Raw genomic sequence first — 23028 nt, 5'->3', positions numbered from 1 at the left:
ACCTTGATTATAAAACAAAAAAAGGTAGATTTCCTCAGAATAAACTGAGAAAATCTACCTCTATTGGCCCGAAGGGACTTTTTCAGTGCCCTCGGGTTAACACCTGTCTTTTTTTCCATTTTTCAACCCCTCCGTCAGATAGGGATGTGGAAACCCTCATTCAAAATGATTAGGCCACCACTTTTCCCCAAACGGATGGTTTTTCTACATGAAAATCAATTTATGCTGATTATTGAACCGGTATTCCAATTTCATGATATCCCGGACGAACTCTGGTCCATATAGATTTAAGTAATAAAAAACATTCCAAATCCTCTCCTGGGGTGATCCAAGAGGATACATTGAATTTGCTATCCGTTCATATTTTTTCAATATGACCGAATGACGTTCCTTTGTACGGTCACCAATTTTCCCATACATAAAATCCAGTTGCTTTTGGATGAATTCAATGTTTTTGTTCAACATTGGCTCAAGTCCTTTATCTATAGAGACAGCGTGGACAAAAAGCTTTCCATGGTTCTCTTCAAGCTGTGATTTCAGCATCCCAAACAGCTGGTCAATCGTCTCATCTTTCACGGAATCCAGATAACTTTTTACTGCATTAGCGGTTCCTTCAGTCAGAACAGTTTCCAAACTGAGTTCCATTTCTTCAAGATCCGCATGGACACTGCGCTCTACAAGCGTGATGTTTAACCTAGGAATGATCGGAGGCATCTTCATGGAAAACAACTCAAAAGCCTGTTTTAATTCTGCCCAATAGGCTATTTCCCCTGGCCCAGAAATGAAAGCCAAAACAGGGAAAAGCATTTCCTGCATAAGTGGGCGTGTAATGACATTGTTGCTTAATCGTTCTGGATGATTTTTAGCTATCAGCAGGAGTTCCTGCCTGGAAAAAGATACCTCGCCGTTTTTCCCGCTGAAACCACCTTCTACACGTTCGAGTAAACATCGGTCTTTTTTTTCTGGATCATAATAAAATAAATTCGCTGCCTGTTTATCCATTTCTATCATTTTTGCATACCCTTTAGCATGCATGAATGACTGCTGTTCCTCGACCACTTCAGCAATCCTTTCACTTTCATTGATCATCGATTCGAAGTAGGCCCTCTCGATTCGCCTTAATTCCGGATCTCCCGCATCGACTAGTAAAAGGCCATATTCTTTGAACCATTCATGAATCAGCTGGGCGAAAAAATCGACGAAGGTTTTTGATTGCCTAATGGTTTCTTTCATATCAATCAGAAGTTTATTCGTAAAGGCCGTTTCACCATATGTTTCAATGATTTCTTCAAACCACTTCTCTGCCTTTTCCGTTTCCAGTTCCACATCAGAAACCATTGTTTTATACGGCTGATAGGAAGGATAGGTTTTTTTGTAGGGTTTACCGTTTTTCATTACATAAACATGATTCACTTCAGCCAAATCATGATCTTCTCCAGCTATCCAAAAAACTGGAATCACTGGCTGCCCTAGTTCTTTTTCCTGTTCTTCCGCAAGCTTAATGACCGAAATCACTTTATGAATGGTATATAACGGACCAGATAATAACCCAGCTTGCTGTCCTCCAATCACAACCACGGAATCATCCCTGCGCAACCTTTCAATATTTCCCTTAACGGCCTCACTGCTTGAAAGACGAGACATGTATTGTTGTATGTAATCCGACAATTCACCACGTAAAAAAGAGCGGTTCATCAATTCATTATATCTATTGCGATAAATGTCAGGCTTAGCCAAGTCATAGTGAAAATAATCCTCCGTTTCAAGGCGGTTTTGTAAATAGTCCGATGCAAAACGGTTTAAAGATGGTAACGCGAGATCTTTCATCTCCATTTCTGTTCTCCCTTTCTCTGCAACTACAATTCTTTTTAGAGTATAACATTCCGGTTTAAGAAAACAAAAGAAGTTGCCCAGCAGCAGAAAATTGATGCGATGTTCTATGTTATGTAGTCAATATCTTAGTAATACTTGTAATTAAACCAATGGAAAATAACAGAAGATAAGCTACGAAAAAGAAGGCGAAGTTCACTCTCCAAAAACCCTTTAATACCTTATGGAAAATGATTTCTTCTTTAACCTTGTAATGGACAAGGACCACCACGAGTGCGTTGATGATCATGATGAGCATGATCACCCAAAGAATTTGCTTATCCCAAATTGTAATAATTAAATAATGGACGGATAATACGAACAGAAGCGTACTCATGTCCATTGCAAATTGAACGGAGCGCCTATGGTTTCCAGTGAATTGTTTGGCACTTATAAAAAAAAGTATATACCCTACGAAAGGCAAGGTAATGAATATCGCGGCAAGGCTAGAAACAACGTTCGGCACACTCTCATCCCCCCTGAGACTCTTTTCCTTTGACCATCTTATATAGATAAGACGTCAGGCGATCATTTTTCCCTTTACTCTTTGCCTCCGAGAGGATATGACCCAAAATAGCATCAACTTCCGTTTTTCGGCCATTTTCTAAATCTGTTAGCATCGACGATCGATTTTCAGCTGTCGCCATACAAACGGATTTCACATGTTCAAATGACTCTGTTCTATTTTGCATGTCCAAAATACCAGAGATTTCTTCAAAAAGGGTTTGAAACAATTGATAATAATAGGCATTAGTGATTAGACCGCCATTTTCCACGGCAAGGATCGCTGTTAGTGGATTTATCACTGAATTAACGACTAGCTTATCCACCAGCATTGTATGATAATCTTCACTCTTAGCGAAGGGGAATTGATCGAACATTTCATTAACTAACGAGAGTTGTTCAAGTTCCCCTTTAAATGAAGCGATTCTTGTAATACCTAATCCAATGTGTTCTACGGTATTCAAATCATGTTTTAATGCCCCATGCTCCACTACCCCCACATAGATGGCTTGGGATTGAAGCTGCTTCAAATAAGAAATATGCCCGTAGCCATTCTGCAAGAATAGCAATGGAACCTGGATATCATTGATCCTAGGCAGTATTTGCGGCAGGTGATATTGCTTAACGGCCATTATAAGAAGATCCTCATCCGAAATCCCCTCATCCAAGCTCTTAGAAACGATGCCTGCCTGCAGACGGCTTTCACCATCCACAATAAGACGAATACCCTCATGATTGATGATGGAGGCCTGTTCCGAAGTACGGGTATAAAGAGTCACTCTATGCTTTTCACTCAAACGAGATGCAAACAGCAGCCCAATGGCCCCTCCCCCAATGATTCCAATTCTCATAATAACCTTCCTTACTTTTTGAAATATATTTACTATTTTAACACATTATCTTTTTTATCCTGCATCAATTTTCACATCAACAACTTTGGAAAACCCCGCTAATCAGCTTAAATGAAGTTCCCTGCCCATCAACAAGGGTCGCAATAAAAATCAACGGAAAGAATTATAAATACCCATTAGAAGATATATTTCCTTCTTTAAGCGATAATTTAATGGTATATTAGATAGGAAAAGCTTACATTCTTTAGACTATATAGGAACAAAGAACCTCCAATCTCAACCGGCGAGAAATCGAAGGGAATAGGGCGGGGGATAAAAGGCTGTAAGCATTTAGTCAGCAAGGATAAATCGGTCGATGTCACACTAGGTTTAGCCTTTAGCTGGAATTCCACATGGTTACGATCTGTGGGATGACTTTCAATGGGTACTATGGGAAGAGGTTTATCAGAATTAAGGGGGAGCTTTTTTATGGAATACAAGGTGGAACGATTACTTGTTAATTTTAAAACGCTTGAGGAATTCAAAAAGTTCAAAGAATATGGGATACAGGAACTGTCAATGCTAGATGATTTAGAGGGTAACATCATTGAAAATGACAGCCAGTCACCTTTTTATGGAATCTTTTATGGCGACAAACTTGTAGCACGGATGAGCCTGTATAAAAGAAGCGCTAAATTCGACCAATATTTTGACAATTCAAGGGACTTCCTTGTTCTTTGGAAACTTGAAGTCCTGCCTAACTATCAGAAAAAGGGTTATGGAAAAGCTTTAGTCGAATTCGCCAAAAGCCTGAACATGCCTATCAAAACCAACCCAAGAGTTCATTCACAAGACTTTTGGAAAAAGATGGGCTTTTCTGCAGTTTCCTATGATATGGAAAGGGACCTTGGAGAAAACCCACTGATTTGGAGCCCATTTGACAAACAAGAAAATAAAGAAATAGATACACAAGAATAAGGAAGTATAGAAAATGCGGGCGGATTTTCCCACCCGCATTTTTTATTTATTTACTCTTTCTAAATTACCATTCTTATCCATTTGAAAACTCACCTTGGGATTCGTTTTTTCATCTTCTTGTACACTAAGCTTTCTTGCCCGCTCCATAATCTGCATTAACGCCCGATAATCTTCCTCAACCGCTTTCAAGTTTTCTTTAAGCAGTGAATTCTCTTCCAGTAATCGGCCATTTTCTCGGTCAAGAAATAGGGATCGCTCAAAAATCCGTTCTTTTTCCTTATTTACAAGCTGAAAGAATTCATCCATTTTGGTTAAATATAATATAACTTCCTGGAGGGTAATAGATTCTTTTCCTTCCTCCTGGAGCGATTTTTGTTCAATAGTGTTATTTTCCACCACTGCAACGGGATCCCTTTCCGAATCAGGATCATTGACTACCTGTTCTTTCCTTTGTTTTTTTGCCAGCTCAATCCCTGATTTATATTGCTTCCTTACAAATGAATTCCAACGGAATCCACATGCAGCCGATGTCCTCGATAACTGTTTCCCCACTTCTTCAAAAGCCTTTAATTGTGTACTGCCTTCCCGTATATGCCTTAGCACCACTTCAGCCAACAACAAATCTTCATCGTGAGTCCATGCATCTTGTCTCGCAATCGACATCTCTCTACCTCCCAGCAAGTTTTAATTCATAATATGCACATGCTAGGAAAGATAGAAGATATATAGAGGGTGTAATATTTATTTTTTCTTATTTAAAAAACGGGCAACCGCAGCATGATGCTCATCACTCGCCCACAGTTTAGAACATTCCCGGATTTCCGCATCCATTCTTCCTCTAAGCCCGCTATCCTCCCATTTATGGACCAACAATCTTTTATAAGCCATCAATACCCCTGTCTCATGGCGAAGAAAATCTTCTGCGAACTTCTCCCACCCATCCAATCCTTCTCCGACTATCTCATCTACGAAACCAAATTCCTTTGCTTCCTCAGCTTTATGTATTTTTGCATCCAATAATAGCTTTAGCGCTTTTTGCTCTGGTATTTTTTCAAGCAAAAGTGAAGCACCGCCCCAGCCAGTCGTAATTCCTAGAGTTCCTTGTACAAATCCCAGTTTAACCCCGCTCTTTGCCAATCTGAAATCACAAGCTGTCGCTATTTCGCATCCCCCGCCGACTGCGCTTCCGTTAATGAGCGCAAATGTTGGTTTAGGAAAAACTGCTAGTGTATAAAGTATTTCCCCCATTTTCGATAACATAGTAAAGGCCTCTTCTTCTGTATGCAAATCCTGAAATTCACTTAAATCCCCACCTGAACAGAATGCCTCAGAGCCCGCCCCTGTCAGGACCAGTAACTTAACTTCGTCATCGCGTGCCGCTTCTGACAATATTGACTTAAGTTCGTCCATCAATTGATAATTCACGGCATTCCTTTTCTCCGGTCTATTAATTAGGACCTTCATGAAACCCCGTAAATCCTTTTCAACTTTAATCATCCGATACACGTATTCACCTTCTCCAAAGTCATCACCAAATATAGATGATTCCAAATATTCTGCCAAAAAAGTTTGCAAAAAAAGCACAGAGATATATCTCTGCGCTTTGATTAGCGTGTTGCATCAAGAAAGCAAAGCTCTCAAGTAGGTCAAGAAATTATTTTGCGACAACTTCTTTTCCTTTATATGTTCCACATTCTTTACAAACGTGATGTGAAAGAGTCATTCCACCACAGCTCGGGCATTCTACCATACCAGGTACTTGAAGCTTGAAGTGTGTACGACGTTTTCTTTTTACAGTTTTCGACGTTCTTCTAAAAGGTACAGCCATTATTCCCACCTCCTTAAAAAATATAAAAAAGCTGGAAAAATCGGATTAGCGATTTTTCGTTCCAATCAAGATTCTTTATTGTTGTCAAAAAAGTCGGCAAGCTTTGCAAATCTCGGATCAACCTTATGCTCATTTTCTTCTTCAGAAATAACAGCCCAGTCTTTCCCAGATTGAGGAGCAGCTTCATTCGAATCGACATCCTCACAAAAAACCTGCATCGGAATTTCTAGCAATAAATTTTCTTTAATTACCGGTATAAGGTCTACAACGTCACCTTCCACAACAGTGACATCATCTCCGTAGAAATCAGTGCCATCTGCCTTTAAAAGAAAGGTTTCCTTTGTATCAATATCAATCGGATATTTAACGTCTACCAGTGTACGGGAGCAAGGTAATGTTAATTCACCTGAAAGATGCAAGTGAAAAGTAATCTCGGTCGAGCTTATATCAGCTCTTCCTGCTACTCTAATCGGAGAAACATCGCGAATTTGCGGGTCTCTTTCTCTAATGTCTAAGACATCCACCAGTTCATCAAACCGTAAATCTTTGTCCCGAATTTTTTGAAGTTGACTAATTGTCCATTTCAAATGAAATCACCTCAAGGCAACAAAAATAATTATAGCTTTCAATTATAAGTTTGTCAATATTTTTTCTTTACACTATAATGTAGTCATCCTAACTGATTATCCAAGGTTAAGAATCTTTTCAAACAAAAAATCAAGACGAACATTATAGTAATTTTACTTGAAATACTATTTTAGCACTAAGTTGAAAAAATACAAAGTTTTTCTCTGAGGTGAACGAATGAAAGCTTGCGGTTTAGTTGTCGAATATAACCCTTTTCATAATGGACATGTTTTACATGCAAGAGAAAGTAGAGAAAAAACAGGGGCAGATATTGTGGTGGCAGTTATGAGCGGGCCCTTTTTACAACGTGGCGAGCCTGCTATCGTCAGCAAGTGGAAACGTGCCGAAATGGCCTTGAATGGCGGCATAGATCTTGTCATCGAGCTTCCCTATGCTTTTGCAACACAGAAGGCGGAGATATTTGCAAAAGGATCTATCTCTCTTTTGGAATCCCTTGGCTGTGACTCTTTTTGCTTCGGAAGTGAGGATGGCAGAATTGAACCATTCATCACCGCCCATAGAATTCTTACAGATAATTCCGCTGCATTCGACGCCGCCATTAAATCGTACATGGATGCCGGTAATAGTTATCCGTCCAGTGCTGCCCAGGCCTATCGATTGATCACCAATGGAGATGCGGCACTGGATTTGACGAAGCCTAATAATATTCTTGGAAAGGAATATGTAAGTGCTGCCCTGTCTAACGGCTTTTCCATTCGCCCTTATACGATTCAAAGGGTTGCTGCCGGATACCATGAAACAAAGTTGTCTAAAGACCCTATTGCCAGCGCAACCGGGATACGTAAAGCCATCCATGAACACCAGGAATTGGATCCTGTTTCCAGTTATATTCCTCAGTCGACAATGAGTGCTCTTGAGCAATATTTATCGAACTATCATGCCCTACATGACTGGGAAATGTATTGGACAATGTTGAAATACCGAATCCTGTCTTCCCCTTTAATCGAATTGGCAGAGATTTACGAAATCGAGGAAGGCATAGAACACCGAATAAAGGAGATTGCCAAACAATCTTCGAGCTTTACTGGATTCATGGCCGCTCTGAAGACAAAACGGTATACATGGACACGACTTCAGCGGATGTGTGTCCATGTATTGACTCATACATTAAAGGAACAAGTGATTCACAATGACCAACCATCCTATATCAGACTTCTTGGCATGAATGGCCGGGGACAAGAATATCTTCGTACCGTAAAAAAAGGCTTACCTCTCCCGCTCATCTCTAAACTTTCGTCCTATCAGAAGCAGGACATCGATATGGACTTACGAGCGGCACAGGTGTATGCATTGGGCTTGTCCGAACCGTATCAAGCTGACTTGATGAAACGGGAATATGAAGCCCCCATCATTATCAAATGAAGTGCTTTAAACTTGGCCTGCCCCATCCTTAAATATAAAATCAGCTAATCAAAAAAAAGCGCAAACAGTAGATGACTGCCTGCGCTTTTTTTTATTTTTCTTTTTCTTTTAGATTCGTTAAATAGGCCAAAGCATCCTCAAAGTTGTCAACCGGAACGATCTTCATGTCCGTTTCAATGTCCTTTGCTGCAATGAGTGCATCTTCATAATTCGAACCAGCCACTCCGTTTTCATTTGGGGCAAAGAATATTTCGGCCCCAGATTTATCTGCAGCCACTATTTTCTGTTGAATCCCGCCAATTGGACCGACTGTCCCATCATCCGACATCGTTCCTGTACCGGCAATATCATATCCTTTTGTAAGGTCGCCTTCTGTTAATTGATTATAAATCTCCAAAGAAAACATTAAACCGGCAGAAGGTCCGCCTATTTGTTCTGAATCTATGGCAATCGCCGGTTTTGTGATCACTTTTCGGTTATCATCAAGCGAAATGCCTATTCCAACCCTATTTGGGTCATCTTTAAAAGGCTGCAATGAAAGAACGGCTGTTTTCTTCGTCTCCTCCCGCTTATACACTATTTTCACTTCATCTCCAGCTTTTTTTCTGTTAATGTAATCCATGAATTCCTGTGCAGACTTGAAATTAACATTATCGACCTGAATGATTTGGTCGCCCGCTTTCAGTTCTTTAGCTGCCGGCATTCCTTTAAGCACGTCCAAAACATAAACACCCAGGTACTCGTAATCGACTTCTTTCCCTGCTTTTTCATATGCTATCTGAATGGCATTATTTTTAGATTCATCCATTAAGTGAAGCTGCCTGATATTATATTCTTCATCTGTTTCATCTTCGCTTCGAATGGAGGTCTCTGGATAAAGCTCCTGATATTTGCTCCACTTCGCCAGCATATAGGAATAAATATTCGCCCGGCCCATCCTTACAGTGGTTAACATAAAGCTGCCTTTCGCTTCATCTCCTCCGGAAACCTCTATGATTGGCTCCAATTCTTTAGCCATTCCTGGTTTTGATACATAAAAAGGTAGGGAATAAAGGGCTGATGCTATGAGAAGTATAGCCACCACCAGGAAAGTGCGTACATACATTTTACGGCTCATTTTCAAAGGACTCCTTCCAAGTAACAATGCTTTGCTTAATTTGATCTATTTTTCCTCTTGCAGCTTCTTCTCCAATACTAATTATTTCCTGAACGTTTGTAAATGATTTCGAGCTGTATTTCTCAACCCTGGGGCGGATCATGACGTCTGAAGCAAACTCCCTGCTTTTAACCAGCTCCATTTGCAGGATATCGAGGCTTTGCATGATGACATCATAGATTGAGTTTATCTCCATATCCTGTTTCACGTGGGCTACATCCACTCCAATTATGATATCGGCTCCCATATCCTTCACGACGGAAACAGGGACCCTGTCAACAACCCCGCCATCAACAAGCAGTCGATTTCCAATTTTTTCGGGAATGAAAATGCCCGGAATGGAGATGCTTGCCCTTACAGCTGGAGCGATGGGACCTTCCTGAAAAATGACCTTTTCCCCCGTTTTTATATCAGTGGCGACCACTGCCACAGGAATATCGAGTTCTTCAAATTTCTTACCATATGTAAATACCCTGATTAAATCCTTTGTCCGTTTACCTGAAATGAGGCCCATTTTAGGGATGGTAAAGTCTAAATAATACTTTCGCTTAAATGCACGGGACAACTTATACAGCCTCTCGATATCCGAACCTGCTCCATAAAAGGCCGCAACCATAGCCCCCATGCTGCTTCCAGCAATCATATCTATCGGAATGCCTTCTTGCTGTAATACCTTTATCACACCAATATGTGCAAACCCCCTAGCTCCTCCTGACCCAAGTGCAAGCCCGACCTTTGGTTTCGACAAAGATATCCCCCCTCCCGCTGAAATAACACTCATTCAAAGTTATGGTCTTAAACGGATTTATAGAAGCATATTATTTATATTGACAGTGAAACAAGCATTGCAGAAAAAGCCTATAGCCATGTAATTGAATGGCTACATTGAAATTTCCATTGTACGGATCATCTTCATTTCAAGTCGGTACAATCCACGTTCCATCCTGTACCTTACTTTTCGAGAAAAGGAAGTTCATATTTTATTATATACGAAACGGACTGCCCTTATTTAGTAACCTTCAAGAGGAGGCTGAATTTTGCTAAAATCAAAATCTAAAACAGTAGTGTTAGCTACCTCCGCCACGATGATGGCAGTTGGCTTGATCATCTTCCCCCAAGAATCTTTTGAAGCTTCCAAAAGCGGGCTGAATATGTGGTGGAAAATTGTTTTCCCTTCTCTTCTGCCTTTCTTGATTTTATCGGAGTTATTAATCAGTTTTGGGGTTGTTAGGTTCATCGGCGTCATTCTCGAACCATTTATGCGTCCATTGTTCCGTGTACCAGGAGTGGGCGGGTTTGTTTGGGCAATGGGACTTGCATCAGGGTTTCCAGCTGGAGCGAAGTTCACTGTAAGGCTGCGTCAGGAGGAACAATTGACCCGGATTGAAGCTGAAAGACTTGTTTGTTTTACTAATTCATCAAATCCATTGTTCCTGTTCGTTGCCGTTGCCGTAGGGTTTTTCCACAATCCTCATTTAGGGATCATCCTTGCGCTTTCCCACTACCTAGGAAACTTTTGTGTAGGCATCATGATGCGTTTTTACCGTTGGAAAGAAGAAAAATCCCATACAAAAGTAATGACCAAGCTTCCCTCCATTAGACAAGCGTTTAGCCAGATGCACCGAACCCGAATAAAAGAAAAAAGACCATTTGGCAGTTTACTTGGAGATGCAGTCATCTCATCCATTCAAACCCTATTAATGATTGGAGGATTCATTATACTCTTTTCGGTGGTCAACAAACTTTTATTTCACATGAACATTACCGGATTGCTCGCATCGTTGGTCGGAGGGATTTTACATATTTTTAATTTCCCGGATTCCTTAAGCCTACCGTTCATATCAGGCATGTTTGAAATGACTCTTGGTTCAAAATTAACCAGTTCGGTCGAAAATGCAAATCTCTTTCAGCAAACTGTGATGACAAGCTTCATCTTGGCTTTCAACGGATTCAGCATTCAAGCGCAAGTTGCCAGCATCATAGCCGCAACAGACATTCGTTTCACTCCCTTTTTTCTGGCTAGGATAGTACATGGCCTTGTGGCATCCATAATCACCGTCTTGCTTTGGGAACCATTCTATAATGGCAATAGGTACAGCGGCATCCCAATACACGCCTTCCCAGTCAGTGGATCTGGTGAACATGCGCATTCCCTTTATCAGAACATGCTTGATTTCGGTCCTATTCTTACCCTCGCGTTTTTGATCCTATACATCATCATATTTACCAAAAGGCTGTTCAAAGGCCCTTCTTAAACCGAAAAAAGAGCATTGCGCAGTTAGCAATGCTCTTTTTTCTATTCTTTTTGTTCCCCGTATTTTTTGGAAAGAGCTTTCTGGACAACAGGTGGCACTAATTCAGAGATATCCCCGCCATATTTCGCAACCTCTTTCACGATACTTGAACTTAAGAAAGAATATTGATTTTTCGTCATGATAAAGAATGACTCTATTTTACTGTTAAGGAATCGGTTCATTGAAGTTCCCTGCATTTCATATTCAAAGTCGGAAGTCGCCCTTAGACCCCTGATAATAGCATTCGCGGAAACGCTTTCAGCATAGTCGACCGTCAATCCTTGATAGAAATCCACTTTAACATTTGACATATGGGCCGTGGCTTCAGTAATCAATTCCAGCCTCTCCTCCACTGTGAACAGTGAATTTTTCGCTGAATTGTTCACGATGACCACATACACTTCATCAAAAACATTCGCTCCCCTTTGAATGATATCAAGATGACCAAATGTTATTGGATCAAAACTCCCCGGACAAATCGCTATTTTGGACATTCATAGTTCCCCCTGTTCGTGTACGTTTCCCCAGTGATAAATCGTAACAGCAATGACGCCATAAACCTCTTTTCTCTTAACGGTAAAATCGCCAACTCTTTCTGGCAATGTAACATCATGGCCATGTTCACAAACAATATATCCCATATCGCTCAGCAATCGGTATTTATGTATTTCTTCAAGAATCTCCACAAGCTTTTGTTTCTTATAAGGTGGATCAAGAAAAATTAATTCAAAAGTCATTTCCCTTTTCACCAAAGCTTTCAATGCACGCTCTGAATCATTTTTATAAACTTCAGCACGATTTGAAAACTTACATAGTTCCAAATTGGCCTTAACCGTTTGATTTGCTTTAAAATCCCGGTCAACAAATATGGCTTTATCCATGCCCCTGCTTAACGCTTCAATTCCCAGTCCACCGCTCCCGGCAAACAAGTCCAGAACTTGCCCTCCTTCGAAATAAGGACCAATCATATTGAAAATGGATTCCTTGACTTTATCAGTAGTCGGCCGGGTTCCTGTACCCGGTACAGCCTTAAGTGGTCTTCCTTTGCAAATTCCGGAAACGACCCTCATCATTCTCACCACATTTTATGACAAATTTCTGTTACTTTCCTATCCTAACATATTAGAAAAAGCTAGCCAATAATAAAAGCCATTTCCTTCAATTGCAAGATGAAAATCAACTTATCATTTCGTACATTGGATAGATGATTTCCATTCTTTTTATAAATCACCTACATTTTGAATAACAAAGTGGTTTTTGGTAATAATATGAATAACAACATTCCTTTTTAGGTGTTGTTGCCAACCGCGGAGAAGGCTTACGTTTCCCCATAAGTTCTTCCTCCGGTTTCTCCTCTCCCTTTGCCTTCTGGTCCTTATTTAGACATAGAAGGACCCTGCAAATTTTTGCAGGGCTTTTTTTATTGACAAAACCTCTGATACCTAGGTTTCTTTTTCATGATTCGTCAATGAAGTTGTCCTTCTCTTTTATGAGGGATAATGATAAAGTAATGATTAATAAGGTAGTTAGGAGAGGTTTAATTGATTCAACGTTTTATTGAACTTGGACAAGGATATTCCGATATATATGAGTTGTTGGAAGTAGGACGCAATCAGAAACATCGAGTTGCAAGGCTTTTGGCCCTGCATACAACAATAAATGATAAAAAGGTAACGTCATTGGTTATCGTCATGCAGCCTACAGATCCAGGGAAATTCCAGCCGCTTTACATTTGCCGTGAAGGTATACCGAACCCTCATGCAAACAAAAACAAACGCTATGAGCTTTTTGAGGGTTTGGCGGAGGAACTAGACAAATCCATAATCGAAATCGATGTAAAACCTTCGGTGCTCTTTGCAGAAATCGAGTTGTACTACCAACACTTAATCGGGATTTTGCGAATGAATAGATATCTGCCTCCACTAGGTTGAGAGATATTGATGCACTAATTGAAAAAAGCTGACTCCGCAAGAGTCAGCTTTTTTTAAATCCCCATTTTATAATCATATTCTTTCGCTTTATCCGGTTTGGAGTTTTCGAATTCCACCTTCAAAAAAGGCTTGTAAGAAAGGTCCACTTTTTTTACGAACGAATAATTATTCAGTTTTTCCACCAGTGGCTCCACTTCATCCATATTCGTATAAAGGACTACATATTTCAACTTTTTTGAAACATAATGGATATTCCCAAATTTCCTTAGCATTTTGGCTTGCTTTAATGTATGTAAATAGACGATGATTCCCTGTCTCGCTCCAAGCATATCAATAACTCCCTTTTATAAAGGTTTTAACTAAGTGTAGCATAGCAGAATCTTTACTTTCAACCAAGAAAAAAGATTATAAACGAAATTCTCTTACTATTATGAATATACATACTGTGAAGGGAGCCGGAAAAACGATGGATTTAGACCAAATTTGGCATCAATTTATGGATCATCTATTAGATAATGATGAAATTACCCAAGCTTCGATAAAAAAATTCACAGGTATACCATTTTTATATATCGATTTTCATCCGGCACAAAATGATAAAAGTAAACTTTCTCTCATAATAAAAAAAGCCGCAGGCCTTTCAATGCGTGGCAAGCAGCTCCATTGTGAAACCATATTCGTACGGCATGAAGAACCTTTATATGTATTCCGTCACCGTTTTTATGTGCCGCAGCAAAAGATGTTTTGCTGCGGTAATCTTTGTCCGGACTGTATCCTATACCGAAGTTAACCCCTTCAGTCTTCAATCGCATTTGTAACGTATCCAGAATATAAAAAAGGCGAAAAACTGGTGTAAGGTTCAAAGAAGGATATTTTCCTCCCACTTTCTGAAGAAGGTGCCGTACATGAAACAGCCACCGAACTCCGAAATAATATCGAATTTCGATGGCTGCAGGTTCTTTCTATAAAAGCCGACAAATAATTGTTATGATCTGGCTATTTCTTTAAGCCGAGCATCCACAACTTCCGCCGGTTCCGCAACTTCCCGTTGAACATCCACCTGATGATACAAAAAATGGATTGCCCGCAGGGGTTTTGACCTGTTCGGAAACCGCTCGTCCTATTCTTCCGCTTATTTCATCAAGAACGGATTGCAATTCGGTCTCCGCCCGCTTAAACTCGGCAACGGCTGGATGCATATCCATGTCTCGTTTAGCTTCCCTTGTTTCTAAATTGATACGCTTATAATCCGGATGATATTTACCGAACCTTTGAACATCTTCAAATAGATCCTTTAGTGAAGTAAACTTGGAAATTTTCCGCTGTGCCTCTTTGTCGCTCTGTAATTTATATAAACTAAGGAGATATTCTTCCCCTATTTCAGAATGAAGAATCATTTCAGCTAATCCGTCAGCCTGTTGTAAAATGTCGATGATTTCCATAGTAGCAAGCATAAACAAGCTCACCTCCATCACCATTTTACCATTTCTCCCTTACACATGCTAATGGTTTGATTAAATCGAGGAAGTGATATGTACCTCGAACTCTTTTTGAAGCCCTGTTTTTTCACCTGAAGCATTCAAAATCTCCAGCTTAATTTTATGCATGCCATTCGGGACATCCTTTAAGATAAATGCAGCCGTTCTCATATCGACTTTCTTTTGATTATCAATAAATACAGAAACAGTTGCCAATTGTTCAGAATTCGTTTCAGAAAACACATAGTTTTTCAAGTAGCACTCCACATAGACAGAGTTGCCTTTCACAAAAGTTTTTAACCGAAAGTCCTCATCTGAGTTTCGGACGCTCGATACAGTGGTGGCAGCTTTAAGGGAAGGTTCACCTTGTAGGGCTACTCCTGAATTTTCAGGTTCCGGTATTTTCTTTCCACACCCCGATGCTGCCATCAACACTGTTAGAACCACAATCAACTTTCTCATAACATCGTCCCCCTTTTGCCTTTATTGTTCGCCAAAAGGAGTAATTTACTCTTTTTTTCTTCATTCTCCCGGAGTATTCATCGCTTGAAACATATGAAGCATCATGGAAGCAACCTGAACGCTTTCTGAAAATTTAGAAACCCGATGTGGAATCGACTTCTCAAAAAAATATTTAGCTTCAGTTTCAAATTCATCCACTTCATGAGGATTACGCATTAACCTTTTGTACCAAGCAGGTTGAATCCTCAAGTAATTTCGCATATCTTCGTTCGTTTGAATGAATTCATATATATTCTGGCGCATGAAAAACCCTCCTTAATCTTTTGTGAATAAAAAAGGGTTAGCTCTCTGCTCCCTTTCTTTTTTAGGGGGACTGGTATCATCTGATTTATTCCCTTGGAAAGCAGATAGCACTCCTTGGATTGCCCCAATGGCCTGATTGGCATTTGTAATATATTGTTGAATCTGGCCCATATCCATATTTTTAACTGCACTCATTAACGAACCGATCAACTCAGTACTTTGGTCTTCCTTTTCTACCGGCGGTGATGGGGATTCTGAATTCACTTTGGACTCATCCACGCTTACATTAGCCTGCCAGCGTGGATGATCTTCTCCGAGTAAATACCATTCTTCAAAAAGTTCCTGCCATGTTGCTTGTTTGTTTCTCACTTCATTCACTAAATAAGGATGCTCCTTGACAAACTCCCGAAATCGATCGACGGAGGGGCGCTTTCTTTTTGCCATTACTCTCACCTCACACTTAGACATCGCCTATTGCACCATATGCTAAAAGTAAATAAAAAGTGCATCATATTTCTCTTCAAATGCAATTGGATTTCATATAGTAAAAAAGAATGTATTTTCATGCCAGATGTAAGTGAATTAAATACGGATGTTTTCCAACAGGGGAAGACACTTACAATGATCATGCCTAAAAAACACCACTTGTACATAATGAATTGAATTTACACATGGAGGCATGATAGCTACCTTGATAGATTCGGGGATGGGTGCCTTGCAACTCAACAGTTCCAAAAGGGTAACGTGACTACGGATATCAAAGTTTCGATATGTAACGAGTGAATTAATAAATAGAGATAATAAAACGATCATCATCGAGGGGAAGGTCCACCGTGATGCCGGGGAACTATACGCTGTATCGACAGGAAACCTTTTCATCTTGAAAATGAAATAATCCAGAACAAGAAAACGGACCCCAATCGGATCCGTCTTTTTATTTTTTTATGAAATTCTGGGTGTAATACCTTTTATAAACCCCAACACCCAGACCTGTAAATTCCTCGTTCAGCATCGCATCCCGATGCCCTTTACTATTTAGCCAGCCTTCCATGACTGCAGCTGCGTCCACATAATTAGCCGCAATATTTTCACCTGCTGCCTTATATTTAACATGACCTGCATCGAGACGTTTTTCCAAATCCCCTTTTGTTTCAGAAACATGGGTTCCTTCAGGAGCGTCCGTCATTTCCCGGCTATGAACGTAAGCAACCTCAGCGGTTGGACCATCCCATTCTAAAGGATTAAGGTCAAACCTGCTGCGCATTATATTCGTAATATCGAAAATTTGCTGCTCATTGCCAGCTTCCACCTTCGCCAAGTCTTCTTTAGAAAGTTCCTTAACGGTCACAAGTTTACCATGATAGGTCAACTCATACGGCTTTTGCTTTAATAGGGCGGACTCATTCAAAAATCGGATGCTTGAAACAGTCCCTGTGAATTTATCCAAATAAAGCTGAACATAAATGTTCCCTAGATCAATCAATGGCCTCATGTTCATATCTTCTTCCGACAATTCAAAACGATAGGAACTGTCGCCAACTTCAATATCAACAGTAGGTTCCACATATAAGCTGGAATAGATGGCGTCAATCGATTGTCCAATTTTAAAAGGGGCGACATTAACCTTATCACCGATTCCATAAGCAGATACCACTTTTCCACTCTCTACGCCCAGTTGAAAGTAATTGTCATAGTCCTTTTTATAAACCCACCATTCATATCCATAGGCGGACATATCAATTCGATCCGGCTTACCGTATTCCTTTTCTATTTCTTTTGCCTTTTTTCCAATTGTTACTCCCAGACCTTCTGTCACTTTAGTCACCCCTTCTTTTTCGGAAGAAGTACTTTTTTCATTTATATGTCCATTGGGGTTAACGCCTTTGTTTCCATCAATAAGAGGGTTACCTTCATTTTCATCGCCGATATTAAGATAAATACCGATTACGAAGAAAATAACGATTAACACCAAAACCTTACCCAAACTGCGCAGAGGAACACTCCCTCTCTCTATCTAATTTATGTATCCAATGCAAAAACCTTTCTTTCCTGATTATATCACTGTTCAATCATAATTTTCTAATTTACGATAGACTGTCCCTTCATTAAATTTATTTTAAAGTGGAACTTTTGTGAATCATTAAAATACCGTGGTTGAGTTCATTGCAACTTCCACCATTTCGTACTATTATAAAATATAGGATAAAATGGTATATTATAAACATACTTGGAGATTTTTAATATATTCATGTACATAATATTTTCCCGGTATGTCATTTTAATTCCCAATAGTAAACATAGGAGGTACTACTCGTGAAATTTGAAAGCTTTGGAATTGAAAACATCACAGCCGACTTAAACCGATTAGATGACCTAATGCCGCAATATGGTTTAATACGTGCCGAACAATGGGATTACGAAAGAGTCAGTTACGATCGTAAGTTCGAATTAAAAGAAGGCACGTTTTACCTGCGAATACTTGGCTATGCTACAGAGGGCGATGTAGGCGCTCACAGGGCCGTCATCAAGCTAATGGTTCCTCTTTTAGGAAAACATTATTATCCACACGGAGTTGAATATGGCGAAGGGGAGGACTTCCCTGCATCACTAGTTAAACAAAGTGAAAAAATTCTCGCTCAGATCAAAGAAGAACTTACACAATTCACCGGCCTGTAAAAGCCGTTAGTAAAAAGTGCGGTACAAGAGAGAGGATCATGAGTGATACTCTCTTTTTCCCATTACAAAAGCCTGATGCTTTTTGCATCAGGCTTCTTCATTATTTTAAAATCCTAAAATCGCCTTTATTAAAGATGTTGTTTCGCCGCCATGATAAATGACATAAAGCAGGATATAAACGGCTACTCCAGTAATCCCAGTGAAAAACCAAATGATGCTTGTCGTAGGTCCGATTTTTTTATGAATGGCGAATTTACCTTTAAACCCAGTGGTAAGCATAATGATTCCCAAAACAGCTCCAGTTGTAGCAAGTGTTATATGGAAGATTAAAAAAATCGTATAATAAATTTTAATATCATCCGGTCCACCAAATGACGTACTGCCAATAAAGACCGTACGAGAAAGATATATAGTGAAAAAGATTACCGCAAAAACCGCAGCTACCATCATGGTTTTTTTATGAGTCTCGATTTTGCGTTGTTTAATTTGATACCAGCCTATTGCAACAGTGATGGCACTTAATACAATGAAGGCTGTACTTATCGTTGGAAGGATTGGTAAAGACATATGAATTGTAGTCCTCTCTTTATTTATTAATCACCTACCATTTTATAAGAGGTAATCATAAAATTCAATAAAATCAAGTATTATTAACAAAATGCTCACTTTTATGGTGTTATCCAAGACAAATCACTGGCTATTTGCTTAGAAATTGATAATCCGACAACCATTTACAATCGTCATCGGTAAAACCTAGCAGGCAATGACAACATATAAAAAACTTGTCTCCCCCAAGACAAGTCTTTTATGGTACAACTATTCCACAGTCTGAAATTCCGAAGGTATCGGATCGATATCATTTTGTCCGCCATTCTCCTTTTTGAACCAAGCAAAGAAAATGACACCTAATACATAGCCTAATACGATTTCTTGGATCACCTTCATAAGAACCCCACCAAGCTGTTGATCCTCAAGCAATGGCAGTCCATTGAACATTTCTGGACCACTGAGGGCCAAACTTGACAGCGCTGAGGCGGGAACGCAAAGTTCCATGGCACTTGCCCAAGATTCCGCATTGGTAAACGTATCATACATCGGATCATTAGCAAAAATGATTAAAGCGCAGGCTGGGGTCATTAAAATGCCACTGCCGAAAATATAAGCTACTTTTTTTACACCTGTTAGACTTTCGTGTTCCGGCAATTGATTGACAAGTGGGAACCACATCAAAACTGCAGTAGTAAATAATAGCACCGTGTATCCGGCATGTATCCACATCCCCGTTTTGATAAAGTCGAACACTAACGGGATATGGTACAACGAAAAAAGAACATTAAATAGTAAAAGGGCGACAAGAGGTCTCGTGAAAAATTGAAATAACGCTTTCACTCCCCTTGAATTTATGAAAGTTCTCAATAGCCAATCCGGAATCGCAATGATAAATAAAGGCGGAATCACAAGATAGAGCAATGCCATTTGAAACATGTGCGCACTAAACATAATGTGACTTAATAAATCCAGTGGCGAACCCTTTACCACATAAAGAAGGAACATGGCTGTTAAAAAATAAGTTGTTTGTTTACCGGAAAGCGGCGATCTGTCCGAAAACATTTTTCCTTTTTTTGTCACAATTAAAAAATAGCCAAGGGTTATAAGTACGAGGGCAGCAAAATAATAAGGACTCCACAAAGCACGAAATCCGAAAATATCAATGGACAAAAAAATCACCTCGCAAAACAATTTTCTTACTTTCATTATAACTAAAATGAAACATGATAACAAATATGGAAAAACTCGGATTCTTTTTCTAGCACATCAACACATAAAGAAAACCGGCTATCATTAATAGCCGATTTTCTTATGGTTTATAACCAAACGATCGTTAAGAAAGCCAGCACAGTTATCAAGCCGATAGCAAGGCCGGAGAATAAAAACAATGCAATGGTGCCATGCCCTTTGTGCTTCATATGCATAAAATAATACAATTGGAAAATTACTTGTATAACCGCTAGTAGCAAAATGACCGGTTTAATAAACCAGTGTGAAAATCCTTCAATTCCTACAGCAGCAAAAGCAATTAATGTAAAGAAAATCATAAGTGTAAATGTTATCACTTGATGTTTCATCTCTTCAGCATTTTTCTTCCGGCGATATTTTAAATCGACATTCGGGTTCGCTGAATTTGATTGTTCATTCGCCATCAGTTATCCCACCATTCCCATTAAGTATACGACTGTAAAGATAAACACCCAGACTACGTCAATGAAATGCCAATAAAGACTCGCAACATAAAATTTAGGAGCGTTATATAAATTCAAGCCCCTTCTTGCATTACGAAGCATCAGAGAAATGATCCACATCAAACCGAAAGCAACGTGTCCTCCGTGAAACCCGACTAACGTATAGAAAGCGGAGCCGAACGCACTACTCGTAAAAGTATGATGATATTCATGAACATAGTGATTAAATTCATAAATCTCGAGAGCTAGGAAAGCAAAACCAAGTAGAACCGTAATCACAAGCCAAGCCTGCATTTGTTTAAAGTGGTTATTTTTCATATGATACATCGCATACACACTAGTTAATGAACTAGTCAATAACAGCATAGTCGCAACAAAGGTAAGTGGTAATTCGAATAAATCTTTTGCTAGTGCTGCATCGCCATTTGGTACTTTATCCTTTAAAGCAAGGTAAGTTGCAAAGAGTGAGGCGAATAATACCGTTTCTCCACCAAGAAACAACCAGAATCCCAAATACTTATTTTTACCTTCTAAAGTCGCTTTCTCAGGAGCAGCAGGCCAAGTAGCATCTGTGAATTTTTCATCTGCTTGCATTATGCCTTACCTCCCTTGTCTTTATCGTCCATAAGGTCTTCTTTATGAATATGGAATCCGTGATCATCTTTAACGGAACGAATGAACATTGAACCAAATGTAATCAAAAGTCCAATAATGATTACAGGTAAGGTCCATGACTTATCATCCATATTATATAAAGCACCGAATGCGGCCACAAATAGACCAAGAGCAATCGTTACAGGAAGAATGGATGAATTAGGCATATGGATGTCTCCAAGTGGTTCTGCAGGAGTCATTTCCTTTTTCCCTTCCATTTTTTCAACCCAGTATGGATCTAAACCGCGGACAAGCGGTAGTTGTTTAAAATTATAAAAAGGCGGTGGTGATGGAATGGCCCATTCCAGTGTACGGCCATCTCCCCATGGATCATTGCCGACCTTTTCATTTTTTACTGAAGTCATGATTATATTGATTACCATTACGATGACTGCAAAAGCCATCAAGAATGCCCCAATGGTACTAATCATATTACCTGCATTGAGTCCTTGATTGTCCAAGAACGTAAATACCCGGCGAGGCATTCCCATCAGTCCTAAGAAATGTTGAATGAAGAACGTTAAATGGAAACCGATCAAGAAAGTCCAAAACGTGACTTTTCCCCATGTCTCATTTAACATCGTTCCAAACATCTTCGGCCAATAGAATGTGATACCAGCCAATAAGCCCAATACAACCCCACCGACGATTACATAGTGGAAATGGGCAACAACGAAATAACTGTCATGGAACTGGTAATCGGCAGGTGCAGATGCGTTCATGATACCTGTCACGCCACCCATGGTAAAGGAAGGTATAAAAGCAACTGCATAAAGCATCGGAACCGTGAACTTGACGCTTCCTCCCCACATCGTAAAGATCCAGTTGAATATCTTTATACCTGTTGGTACAGCAATAGCCATGGTAGCCACTGCAAAGATTGCATTTGCGATAGGACCTAGACCAGTGGTAAACATATGATGGGCCCAAACCATGAAACCTAAGAAACCGATTAAAACGGTTGCAAATACCATCGATGAATAACCAAACAATCTTTTTCTTGAGAATGTCGCAAAAATTTCAGAAAAAATACCAAACGCTGGAAGAATCAGAATATATACTTCTGGGTGACCGAATATCCAGAATAAATGCTCCCAAATAATCGTATTACCTCCAGCTGCTACATCAAAGAAATTCGAGCCAAACATCCGGTCAAACATCATTAACACTAATCCTACAGTAAGTGGAGGAAAAGCAAATAATATTAATGCAGAAACAACAAACGTTGACCATGTAAACAGCGGCATACGCATGTAGGTCATACCTGGCGTACGCATATTTATAATGGTTACAAGGAAGTTGATCCCTGCAATTAATGTTCCCAATCCAGATATCTGTAATCCGAGGACATAAAAATCAATGCCATGGCCTTCGGAGTGCAGGGAAAGTGATGCATACGATGTCCAGCCTGCATCAGGAGCCCCATCAAAAAACCATGAAAGGTTTAAAAAGATTCCCCCAAAGAAAAATAACCAAAAACCTAATGAGTTCAAAAATGGGAACGCAACATCACGTGCCCCTATCTGTAATGGTACAACCGCATTCATAACAGCAAATACTAATGGCATGGCCGCCAGAAATATCATTGTCGTACCGTGCATGGTCAAAATTTCATTATAAAATCCGGCACTTACGAAGTCATTATTTGGGACTGCAAGCTGGATACGAATAAACATCGCTTCCAAACCGCCGATCACAAAGAACAATCCGCCAGCAATAAGATATAAGATGGCGATTTTCTTATGGTCTACCGTCGTCAGATAATCCCAAATCGTAGCGCCAAATCCTTTTTTATTAGCGTACGTACTCACGATT

At 39.8% G+C, this 23028-nt stretch carries 28 protein-coding genes; 6 read left to right on the top strand and 22 right to left on the bottom strand.

Annotated elements, in window-relative coordinates; genetic code table 11:
* Window positions 1-204: 204 nt before the first annotated feature.
* From bshC to ACQKKK_RS25525, 3 genes are all read right to left on the bottom strand, one after another.
* The gene (bshC, locus tag ACQKKK_RS25535) at window positions 205-1833 is read right to left on the bottom strand and encodes a bacillithiol biosynthesis cysteine-adding enzyme BshC (RefSeq protein WP_427619914.1); all 1629 of its coding nucleotides are present in this window, start codon (window positions 1831-1833) and stop codon (window positions 205-207) included.
* A gap of 109 nt (window positions 1834-1942) precedes the next feature.
* Window positions 1943-2335 (bottom strand): DUF3397 domain-containing protein, encoded by a 393-nt coding sequence (locus ACQKKK_RS25530; protein ID WP_427619913.1) that lies wholly within the window; start codon window positions 2333-2335, stop codon window positions 1943-1945.
* A gap of 4 nt (window positions 2336-2339) precedes the next feature.
* Window positions 2340-3224, bottom strand: coding sequence for a 2-dehydropantoate 2-reductase (locus ACQKKK_RS25525; protein WP_427619912.1), 885 nt, complete (start codon window positions 3222-3224; stop codon window positions 2340-2342).
* A 468-nt stretch (window positions 3225-3692) separates the two neighbouring features.
* Between ACQKKK_RS25525 and ACQKKK_RS25520 the strand changes: the two genes are divergently transcribed.
* Entirely contained in the window at window positions 3693-4181 is a 489-nt protein-coding gene (locus ACQKKK_RS25520; RefSeq protein WP_427619911.1) for an N-acetyltransferase, read from the top strand.
* A gap of 42 nt (window positions 4182-4223) precedes the next feature.
* Here the strand turns inward: ACQKKK_RS25520 and ACQKKK_RS25515 are convergent, their stop codons facing one another.
* The 4 genes from ACQKKK_RS25515 to ACQKKK_RS25500 all read right to left on the bottom strand — a co-directional run bounded on the left by ACQKKK_RS25515 (window position 4224) and on the right by ACQKKK_RS25500 (window position 6596).
* A complete protein-coding gene (locus ACQKKK_RS25515) occupies window positions 4224-4844 on the bottom strand; it encodes an RsfA family transcriptional regulator (RefSeq protein ID WP_427619910.1) in 621 nt (206 codons plus the stop codon).
* Between the two features lie 78 nt (window positions 4845-4922).
* A complete protein-coding gene (locus ACQKKK_RS25510; protein ID WP_427619916.1) occupies window positions 4923-5678 on the bottom strand; it encodes an enoyl-CoA hydratase/isomerase family protein in 756 nt (251 codons plus the stop codon).
* Between the two features lie 157 nt (window positions 5679-5835).
* On the bottom strand, window positions 5836-6009 hold the full coding sequence (gene rpmF, locus ACQKKK_RS25505) for a 50S ribosomal protein L32 (protein WP_034313929.1): 174 nt from the start codon (window positions 6007-6009) through the stop codon (window positions 5836-5838).
* A gap of 65 nt (window positions 6010-6074) precedes the next feature.
* Window positions 6075-6596, bottom strand: coding sequence for a YceD family protein (locus tag ACQKKK_RS25500; protein WP_048684570.1), 522 nt, complete (start codon window positions 6594-6596; stop codon window positions 6075-6077).
* A gap of 217 nt (window positions 6597-6813) precedes the next feature.
* On the opposite strand from ACQKKK_RS25500, the gene ACQKKK_RS25495 reads away from it, so the two are divergent.
* Window positions 6814-8019 (top strand): nucleotidyltransferase, encoded by a 1206-nt coding sequence (locus tag ACQKKK_RS25495; protein WP_427619909.1) that lies wholly within the window; start codon window positions 6814-6816, stop codon window positions 8017-8019.
* Window positions 8020-8110: 91 nt separating this feature from the next.
* Here the strand turns inward: ACQKKK_RS25495 and ACQKKK_RS25490 are convergent, their stop codons facing one another.
* Window positions 8111-9136 (bottom strand): SepM family pheromone-processing serine protease, encoded by a 1026-nt coding sequence (locus tag ACQKKK_RS25490; protein WP_427619908.1) that lies wholly within the window; start codon window positions 9134-9136, stop codon window positions 8111-8113.
* Window positions 9126-9923, bottom strand: a complete 798-nt coding sequence (locus ACQKKK_RS25485) for a patatin-like phospholipase family protein (RefSeq protein ID WP_427619907.1) — start codon at window positions 9921-9923, stop codon at window positions 9126-9128. Before ACQKKK_RS25485 ends, ACQKKK_RS25490 begins: the two co-directional genes overlap by 11 nt.
* A gap of 289 nt (window positions 9924-10212) precedes the next feature.
* On the opposite strand from ACQKKK_RS25485, the gene ylbJ reads away from it, so the two are divergent.
* Window positions 10213-11430, top strand: a complete 1218-nt coding sequence (ylbJ, locus tag ACQKKK_RS25480) for a sporulation integral membrane protein YlbJ (RefSeq protein WP_427619906.1) — start codon at window positions 10213-10215, stop codon at window positions 11428-11430.
* A 41-nt stretch (window positions 11431-11471) separates the two neighbouring features.
* Here ylbJ and coaD read toward each other — a convergent pair whose 3' ends face one another.
* A complete protein-coding gene (coaD, locus tag ACQKKK_RS25475; RefSeq protein WP_427619905.1) occupies window positions 11472-11963 on the bottom strand; it encodes a pantetheine-phosphate adenylyltransferase in 492 nt (163 codons plus the stop codon).
* The gene (gene rsmD, locus ACQKKK_RS25470; RefSeq protein ID WP_427619915.1) at window positions 11964-12539 is read right to left on the bottom strand and encodes a 16S rRNA (guanine(966)-N(2))-methyltransferase RsmD; all 576 of its coding nucleotides are present in this window, start codon (window positions 12537-12539) and stop codon (window positions 11964-11966) included.
* Window positions 12540-13010: 471 nt separating this feature from the next.
* Here rsmD and ACQKKK_RS25465 point away from each other — a divergent pair, with 471 nt between their 5' ends.
* Window positions 13011-13400, top strand: coding sequence for a DUF7147 family protein (locus ACQKKK_RS25465; RefSeq protein WP_427619904.1), 390 nt, complete (start codon window positions 13011-13013; stop codon window positions 13398-13400).
* A 53-nt stretch (window positions 13401-13453) separates the two neighbouring features.
* On the opposite strand, the gene ACQKKK_RS25460 is transcribed toward ACQKKK_RS25465, so the two are convergent.
* Window positions 13454-13729 (bottom strand): YlbG family protein, encoded by a 276-nt coding sequence (locus ACQKKK_RS25460; RefSeq protein WP_048684554.1) that lies wholly within the window; start codon window positions 13727-13729, stop codon window positions 13454-13456.
* 137 nt (window positions 13730-13866) lie between these two features.
* On the opposite strand from ACQKKK_RS25460, the gene ACQKKK_RS25455 reads away from it, so the two are divergent.
* Window positions 13867-14190 carry a hypothetical protein gene (locus ACQKKK_RS25455; protein ID WP_427619903.1) on the top strand — a complete coding sequence of 108 codons (324 nt, stop codon included), beginning with the start codon at window positions 13867-13869 and terminating at the stop codon, window positions 14188-14190.
* A 214-nt stretch (window positions 14191-14404) separates the two neighbouring features.
* Here the strand turns inward: ACQKKK_RS25455 and ACQKKK_RS25450 are convergent, their stop codons facing one another.
* The 5 genes from ACQKKK_RS25450 to ACQKKK_RS25430 all read right to left on the bottom strand — a co-directional run bounded on the left by ACQKKK_RS25450 (window position 14405) and on the right by ACQKKK_RS25430 (window position 17612).
* Window positions 14405-14854 carry a YlbF family regulator gene (locus tag ACQKKK_RS25450; RefSeq protein ID WP_125162517.1) on the bottom strand — a complete coding sequence of 150 codons (450 nt, stop codon included), beginning with the start codon at window positions 14852-14854 and terminating at the stop codon, window positions 14405-14407.
* A gap of 60 nt (window positions 14855-14914) precedes the next feature.
* On the bottom strand, window positions 14915-15340 hold the full coding sequence (locus tag ACQKKK_RS25445; protein WP_427619902.1) for a hypothetical protein: 426 nt from the start codon (window positions 15338-15340) through the stop codon (window positions 14915-14917).
* Between the two features lie 60 nt (window positions 15341-15400).
* Window positions 15401-15643 (bottom strand): YlbE-like family protein, encoded by a 243-nt coding sequence (locus ACQKKK_RS25440; RefSeq protein ID WP_427619901.1) that lies wholly within the window; start codon window positions 15641-15643, stop codon window positions 15401-15403.
* A 12-nt stretch (window positions 15644-15655) separates the two neighbouring features.
* Window positions 15656-16087 carry a YlbD family protein gene (locus ACQKKK_RS25435; RefSeq protein WP_427619900.1) on the bottom strand — a complete coding sequence of 144 codons (432 nt, stop codon included), beginning with the start codon at window positions 16085-16087 and terminating at the stop codon, window positions 15656-15658.
* 490 nt (window positions 16088-16577) lie between these two features.
* Entirely contained in the window at window positions 16578-17612 is a 1035-nt protein-coding gene (locus ACQKKK_RS25430; RefSeq protein WP_427619899.1) for a CAP domain-containing protein, read from the bottom strand.
* Between the two features lie 344 nt (window positions 17613-17956).
* Between ACQKKK_RS25430 and ACQKKK_RS25425 the strand changes: the two genes are divergently transcribed.
* Window positions 17957-18319 carry a YugN family protein gene (locus tag ACQKKK_RS25425; protein WP_061462299.1) on the top strand — a complete coding sequence of 121 codons (363 nt, stop codon included), beginning with the start codon at window positions 17957-17959 and terminating at the stop codon, window positions 18317-18319.
* Between the two features lie 105 nt (window positions 18320-18424).
* On the opposite strand, the gene ACQKKK_RS25420 is transcribed toward ACQKKK_RS25425, so the two are convergent.
* The 5 genes from ACQKKK_RS25420 to ctaD all read right to left on the bottom strand — a co-directional run bounded on the left by ACQKKK_RS25420 (window position 18425) and on the right by ctaD (window position 23024).
* Window positions 18425-18886 carry a DUF420 domain-containing protein gene (locus tag ACQKKK_RS25420; RefSeq protein ID WP_427619898.1) on the bottom strand — a complete coding sequence of 154 codons (462 nt, stop codon included), beginning with the start codon at window positions 18884-18886 and terminating at the stop codon, window positions 18425-18427.
* Window positions 18887-19135: 249 nt separating this feature from the next.
* Window positions 19136-20038: a cytochrome c oxidase assembly factor CtaG gene (gene ctaG, locus ACQKKK_RS25415; RefSeq protein ID WP_427619897.1), complete on the bottom strand. Its 903-nt coding sequence runs from the start codon at window positions 20036-20038 to the stop codon at window positions 19136-19138.
* 146 nt (window positions 20039-20184) lie between these two features.
* Window positions 20185-20520, bottom strand: coding sequence for a cytochrome c oxidase subunit IVB (gene ctaF / locus ACQKKK_RS25410; RefSeq protein ID WP_427619896.1), 336 nt, complete (start codon window positions 20518-20520; stop codon window positions 20185-20187).
* Between the two features lie 3 nt (window positions 20521-20523).
* On the bottom strand, window positions 20524-21153 hold the full coding sequence (locus ACQKKK_RS25405; RefSeq protein ID WP_427619895.1) for a cytochrome (ubi)quinol oxidase subunit III: 630 nt from the start codon (window positions 21151-21153) through the stop codon (window positions 20524-20526).
* Window positions 21153-23024, bottom strand: coding sequence for a cytochrome c oxidase subunit I (gene ctaD, locus ACQKKK_RS25400; RefSeq protein WP_427619894.1), 1872 nt, complete (start codon window positions 23022-23024; stop codon window positions 21153-21155). The genes ACQKKK_RS25405 and ctaD overlap by 1 nt, the downstream gene beginning before the upstream one ends.
* Window positions 23025-23028 lie beyond the last annotated feature (4 nt).

Origin of the sequence: Peribacillus sp. NPDC006672 (assembly GCF_050274955.1) — a bacterium.
Taxonomy (GTDB): Bacteria; Bacillota; Bacilli; order Bacillales; family DSM-1321; genus Peribacillus.
Note: the sequence above shows the minus strand (reverse complement) of the source record. Positions and strands in the feature narration are given on the sequence as shown.

Coding starts and splice junctions, on each gene's coding strand:
- ACQKKK_RS25450 (WP_125162517.1), bottom strand. CDS start 14,854: ATGCTTGCTACTATGGAAATCATCGACATTTTACAACAGGCTGACGGA.
- coaD (WP_427619905.1), bottom strand. CDS start 11,963: ATGTCCAAAATAGCGATTTGTCCGGGGAGTTTTGATCCAATAACATTT.
- ACQKKK_RS25490 (WP_427619908.1), bottom strand. CDS start 9,136: ATGAGCCGTAAAATGTATGTACGCACTTTCCTGGTGGTGGCTATACTT.
- ACQKKK_RS25495 (WP_427619909.1), top strand. CDS start 6,814: ATGAAAGCTTGCGGTTTAGTTGTCGAATATAACCCTTTTCATAATGGA.
- ACQKKK_RS25510 (WP_427619916.1), bottom strand. CDS start 5,678: ATGATTAAAGTTGAAAAGGATTTACGGGGTTTCATGAAGGTCCTAATT.
- bshC (WP_427619914.1), bottom strand. CDS start 1,833: ATGGAGATGAAAGATCTCGCGTTACCATCTTTAAACCGTTTTGCATCG.
- ACQKKK_RS25435 (WP_427619900.1), bottom strand. CDS start 16,087: ATGGCAAAAAGAAAGCGCCCCTCCGTCGATCGATTTCGGGAGTTTGTC.
- ACQKKK_RS25420 (WP_427619898.1), bottom strand. CDS start 18,886: ATGTCTTTACCAATCCTTCCAACGATAAGTACAGCCTTCATTGTATTA.
- ACQKKK_RS25440 (WP_427619901.1), bottom strand. CDS start 15,643: ATGCGCCAGAATATATATGAATTCATTCAAACGAACGAAGATATGCGA.
- ACQKKK_RS25460 (WP_048684554.1), bottom strand. CDS start 13,729: ATGCTTGGAGCGAGACAGGGAATCATCGTCTATTTACATACATTAAAG.
- rpmF (WP_034313929.1), bottom strand. CDS start 6,009: ATGGCTGTACCTTTTAGAAGAACGTCGAAAACTGTAAAAAGAAAACGT.
- ACQKKK_RS25405 (WP_427619895.1), bottom strand. CDS start 21,153: ATGCAAGCAGATGAAAAATTCACAGATGCTACTTGGCCTGCTGCTCCT.
- ACQKKK_RS25520 (WP_427619911.1), top strand. CDS start 3,693: ATGGAATACAAGGTGGAACGATTACTTGTTAATTTTAAAACGCTTGAG.
- rsmD (WP_427619915.1), bottom strand. CDS start 12,539: ATGAGGGTCGTTTCCGGAATTTGCAAAGGAAGACCACTTAAGGCTGTA.
- ctaF (WP_427619896.1), bottom strand. CDS start 20,520: ATGGCGAATGAACAATCAAATTCAGCGAACCCGAATGTCGATTTAAAA.
- ACQKKK_RS25445 (WP_427619902.1), bottom strand. CDS start 15,340: ATGAGAAAGTTGATTGTGGTTCTAACAGTGTTGATGGCAGCATCGGGG.
- ACQKKK_RS25455 (WP_427619903.1), top strand. CDS start 13,867: ATGGATTTAGACCAAATTTGGCATCAATTTATGGATCATCTATTAGAT.
- ACQKKK_RS25525 (WP_427619912.1), bottom strand. CDS start 3,224: ATGAGAATTGGAATCATTGGGGGAGGGGCCATTGGGCTGCTGTTTGCA.
- ACQKKK_RS25515 (WP_427619910.1), bottom strand. CDS start 4,844: ATGTCGATTGCGAGACAAGATGCATGGACTCACGATGAAGATTTGTTG.